The 4878-nt window shown below is 37.3% G+C and carries 6 protein-coding genes; all 6 read left to right on the forward strand.

All coding sequences use genetic code 11. The annotated features are described in order from the left end of the window. Positions 1–916: imelysin family protein (locus tag AC22ZQ_RS12415; RefSeq protein ID WP_318959088.1), on the forward strand; the 916-nt coding region annotated here is incomplete at its 5' end. A gap of 1 nt (position 917) precedes the next feature. After that, the gene (locus AC22ZQ_RS12420) at positions 918–2309 is read left to right on the forward strand and encodes a di-heme oxidoreductase family protein (RefSeq protein ID WP_318959089.1); all 1392 of its coding nucleotides are present in this window, start codon (positions 918–920) and stop codon (positions 2307–2309) included. A 3-nt stretch (positions 2310–2312) separates the two neighbouring features. After that, entirely contained in the window at positions 2313–3356 is a 1044-nt protein-coding gene (locus tag AC22ZQ_RS12425) for an imelysin family protein (RefSeq protein WP_318959090.1), read from the forward strand. A gap of 115 nt (positions 3357–3471) precedes the next feature. Further along, a complete protein-coding gene (locus AC22ZQ_RS12430) occupies positions 3472–3663 on the forward strand; it encodes a hypothetical protein (protein WP_318959091.1) in 192 nt (63 codons plus the stop codon). A 68-nt stretch (positions 3664–3731) separates the two neighbouring features. Further along, positions 3732–4166, forward strand: coding sequence for an SRPBCC domain-containing protein (locus AC22ZQ_RS12435; protein WP_318959092.1), 435 nt, complete (start codon positions 3732–3734; stop codon positions 4164–4166). A 148-nt stretch (positions 4167–4314) separates the two neighbouring features. Beyond that, a partial coding sequence (locus tag AC22ZQ_RS12440; RefSeq protein WP_318959093.1) for an SDR family oxidoreductase occupies positions 4315–4878 on the forward strand: 564 nt, incomplete at its 3' end.

A 4878-nucleotide genomic window follows, 5' to 3' on the forward strand; every position in this document is an offset into this window, starting at 1 on the left:
AGAAGTGTTCCGTTTTCAAGAAGGTCCTATAGATGACGCAAATGGCCCAGAAGGGTTTCTAAACGCATGGCCCTTAGATGAAGCATACATTGATTATGTAGAGGGTAACGAAACAGCAGGTATCATTAATGATCCTTCTATTAATATCACACCAGAACTATTGGAAAACTCCAACGAAAATGGTGGTGAGAAAAACATTTCTGTAGGTTACCACGCCATTGAGTTCTTACTTTGGGGACAGGATGATGCGAATACAGCTCTAATGACACCTGGAAATAGACCCTTTACAGATTATGTGACAGACGGTACTGGAACTGCGAGCAATCAAGACAGACGTGGTCAATACTTAAAAATTTGCGGAGATTTACTTGTAGAGCATTTGGCATACGTAAAAAACCAATGGGCAGAAAATGGGAACTACAGAAAAACTTTCTTAGCGATGAATACCAAAGAAGCCATTGACAAAGTGCTTACAGGTATGGGAATTCTTTCTAAATCCGAATTGGCCTCTGAACGCATGTTTGTAGCTTTGGATAACCAAGACCAAGAAGATGAGCATTCCTGTTTCTCTGATAACACGCACAGAGATATACTATTAAACGCACAGGGAATTTACAATTTATACTTCGGTACTTACACCCAAACAAATGGTCAAAAAATAACAGGAACTTCTATTCAAGATATTTTGGCAGCAACTGAAAAGGAAAAAGAAGAGAAATATACAGCTGTATTTAAGGAAACATTGAATGCGGTTAAAGAAATTCCAGCTCCTTTTGACTATGCTTTAACACAAGAGTCTATAGGTGGAAATGGACCAATAATGTACGCCATTAAAAAATTACAAAACCAAGGAAACGAAATTGCAAAACTTGCTTCCGATTTGGATTTAATAATTAGCACAGATTTACCAGAATAATATGAAAAAAATTGTAGGACTTTGCCTTCTTTCGGCAAATCTACTTCTACTCTCTTGCAACAAAGGCGCAGTAGAACCTTTTAGCATATCTGCTGAAGAAATTAAAAGCGGTGGAGGGAATACAGTATTCAATACTTCGCAAAATGCCTTTGCGCAGCCCAACCCAGACCTTTCTGGAGATGAAGAATTATTATTTTTTGTTGGAAACTCTTTTTTTAACCAAAACTGGGTGAGCTCTCCAGCATCTACAAAAGCCAGAGATGGTTTGGGGCCATTGTTTAATGCACGCTCCTGTTCAGGTTGTCATTTTAAAGATGGTCGTGGTGAACCCCTACAAGTGAACCAGGCCAACAGTAAAGGGTTTCTAATGCGCATGAGTATAAACGGCACAGATGCGCATGGAGGCCCTAACCCTCACCCTATTTACGGAGATCAGTTGAATGAAAACTCTGTGGTATTGAATGACCCTGCGGAGGGTCGTGTGGAAGTGGTTTGGGAATACATCACCAAAACCTATGCAGATGGAACAACCAAAGAGTTGAGAAAACCCATATATACTGTTTATGACGCTAGCGGTAATGAAATCACCAATACCAACTTTTCTCCACGTGTGGGACAACAAGTTATAGGATTAGGTTTGTTAGAAGCAATTGCAGAGTCAGATCTGCATGCCTTAACCACAGCTTACGAAGATTTGGGCATCAGTGGTAAAATCAACTATGTGTACAATCACGAAACAGGTACAACTGAAGTAGGAAGATTCGGATGGAAAGCCAACCAACCTTCAATACGCCAGCAAGTAGCAGGTGCATTCGTTGGAGATATGGGTATCACCTCTCCTATCTTTTCACAACAGAACAATACTGCAGGTCAAACGCAATACGACACCTTAGCACATGGAGGAAATCCAGAAATAGAAACAGATGACTTTGATAAGGTGGTATTGTATTGTTCTAATTTAGCCGTTCCTGCCAGAAGGGATACGGATACTGATGAGGTGAAAAAAGGGCAACAACTTTTTAATGAAATTGGATGTGTGGGATGTCACAACCCCAAATTTACAACTACCACCCATGAAGACTTTCCTTATTTGGGAAATCAAACCATCTACCCTTATACTGATATGTTGTTGCATGACATGGGAGAAGGACTTGCAGACCACAGAACAGATTATTTGGCAAACGGAACAGAATGGAGAACTCAACCCTTATGGGGCTTAGGATTAATTGAGCGTGTAAACGGACATAGTTTCCTACTTCACGATGGTAGAGCCAGAAATATAGAAGAAGCCATTCTATGGCACGGAGGAGAAGCCTCCATCGTTCTCGAAAAATTTATGGAATTAAATGCCGAAGACAGAGCAGCTGTGTTGGCATTCCTACAATCTTTATAAAAAATGAAAAAACAGATACTTATTCTCAGTTGTATTCTAATGGCATTTACAGCATGTCAGAAAGAAGAAACGGCAATCAATTCAACGGATTTCACCCAATCGACCTACCAAAGTGTAATACTGCCATTACACAAAACATTTATCCAAAAACTAAAAAATCTTCAAAGTGCTGTGAACGCATTTTCTACCGACCTATCTATGGAAAAATTGAATAATGTTAAAACGGAATGGGAAGGTTCTTACTTGAGCTACACTCCCACAAAAGCCTTTAACATAGATAACATCAAAGACAATTACTCTCACTTATATTTTCAAAAATTCCCAGTAGATACGCAAAAAGTGAACATGCTCGTGAACACGGATCCAAACAACGCAATAGTATCTTCAAATGCGAAAGGTTTAGCCGCTATTGAATATTTATTGTACAGAAATGCCGCGTTAGATTCATTCCAGAACAATGCGAATACTCTATTATACCTGCAAGCATTAACCAATGATCTTGCGATAAAAGCAAATGAACTAAATGTAATGTGGGAAGATAATGATTCAAAATACATCCAAAACAAAGAAATTAGTTCAGACAATGCGTTCAATCAGTTGGTAAATGGGATCATCCAATTCACAGAAAACCTTAAAATGTTAAAAGTGGGCAATCCCTTGGGGAAACAATCACTGGACAATCCTAATCACTTGCTATCTCAAGCACCCTACAGTAATACCTCTAAAAAAGGAATACAAACCGACTTCCAACTTCTTTACAAATTGTGGTCAGGCGGTAAATTCTTGAAACTTGAAGAAAGTGTTGGTCTAAGAGAACTTCTTCAAAATAAAAACAAAGAACTTTGTAACAACATAGACGAAGCTTTTAATCAGCTAGAGAAAGACATCCAAGCTTTACCAACAGACCTAAATACTGCTTTTGAGAATATGGATGAACGTGTGAATAAACTTTACACAGATTTAAACAACTTATATATCCTCTTAAAAGTTGACCTTAGTGCTCAGTTAGACGTTACTGTCTTCATTTCTGATTTAGACGGAGATTAATAATTCAGGTTCTAATATACAATTCAAGCACAGTGTTTACGCTGTGCTTTTTTTATGTAACATTTTGTTGCTAAGGCGTTAATCCGTATCTTTTAATTAGCTAAACATCAACGTCATGGACTATTTAATACTACTTGCATATTTATTAGGACTAATGGCAACACTTGCCGGAGTCTCTTCTATTGCTTACGGATTCTACGGTATGACAGTTAAAAAATTCAATCGATCATCCATACTCTTTAGCATTGTTCTAGGAACCTTAATGGTTGCTGTTACCTTTACACTTTTTAAGGTGTTTTGTGTCTAGTAGCATTCAATCCTCGTTTAGAAACACATCATATTTCTCTTATTTTCGTAGAATAAGATTGAGAAATTATGATGAAACAACTAACCGTTGAAAAGAGCATTAATATCAACGCCCGTAAAGAAGAAGTATGGGATGCTTTAACCAACCCTGAAAAAATTAAAATCTACTTATTCGGTACAGAAACTTCAACAGATTGGAAAGTCGGAAGTTCTATCTCTTTTAAAGGAGAGTATCAAGGGACTACATACCACGACAAAGGTAATGTACTTCAAAACTCCCCTTTTCAATGCTTAAAATATAACTATTGGACTACTATGTCTGGGTTAGAAGATAAACCCGATAATTATTCCATTATTACCTATACCCTCGTTAACAAATCAGAAGATGAAGTTGTCTTTACTTGGAGGCAAGAAGGTTTTAGCTCAGAAGAAGGGTACAATCATATGGAGAAATTTCTACCAGATATGCTCAAAGTCATTAAAGATATAGCAGAGAAAAAATAAATAAAAAACAGTCTTTAACGAGGCTGTTTTTTTTGTTTTTAGGATAGGTTTCACTAAACAATGTCACCCAAAAACATTATCTAGTATCAACTTTTAATTTTCAATGATCTATAAAAACTTTCCTTATTTTCATGAAAAAACAATAAAAATGAACTTAACAACAGCAAAGGTTATTATAACAGGCGGCACAAGTGGTATTGGTTATGCCATCGCCAAAGAACTCAAAAGTAAAGGAGCTCAAGTGGTAGTGAGCGGTAGAGATCAAATTAAACTTGACGCAACCAAAAAAGAACTTGATGTACTTGGTTTTAAGGCCGACATGAAAAACGAGAAAGAAATTATTGCATTGATGGAATTTGCCAAAGAAAAAATGGGTTCTTTCAATGTATTAATCAATAATGCAGGTATTGGTAAATTTGCAGATTTAACTGAAACGTCAACGGAGGATTTCAGAGAAGTTTGGGAAGTAAATACCTTGGGCTTATTCATTGCTGGTCGTGAAGCAGCAAAACATTTCAAAGAAAATCAATACGGAAATATTATCAATATTAGTTCTTCATCAGGTGTTAAAGGTCATGCCAAGGGAAGCGGATATTGTGCAAGTAAATTCGCAGTAAGTGGTTTAACCGAAGTATGGCGTGCAGAACTAAGGCCATTCAATGTGCGCGTAATGCAGATTAACCCGAGTGAAGTGGTAACAAGCTTCTTCTCT

This window comes from Lishizhenia sp., assembly GCF_057456495.1.

Excerpts from the sequence above, each read along its gene's own strand:
- AC22ZQ_RS12420 (WP_318959089.1), top strand. The coding sequence starts at position 918 with ATGAAAAAAATTGTAGGACTTTGCCTTCTTTCGGCAAATCTACTTCTA.
- AC22ZQ_RS12425 (WP_318959090.1), top strand. The coding sequence starts at position 2,313 with ATGAAAAAACAGATACTTATTCTCAGTTGTATTCTAATGGCATTTACA.
- AC22ZQ_RS12430 (WP_318959091.1), top strand. The coding sequence starts at position 3,472 with ATGGACTATTTAATACTACTTGCATATTTATTAGGACTAATGGCAACA.
- AC22ZQ_RS12435 (WP_318959092.1), top strand. The coding sequence starts at position 3,732 with ATGATGAAACAACTAACCGTTGAAAAGAGCATTAATATCAACGCCCGT.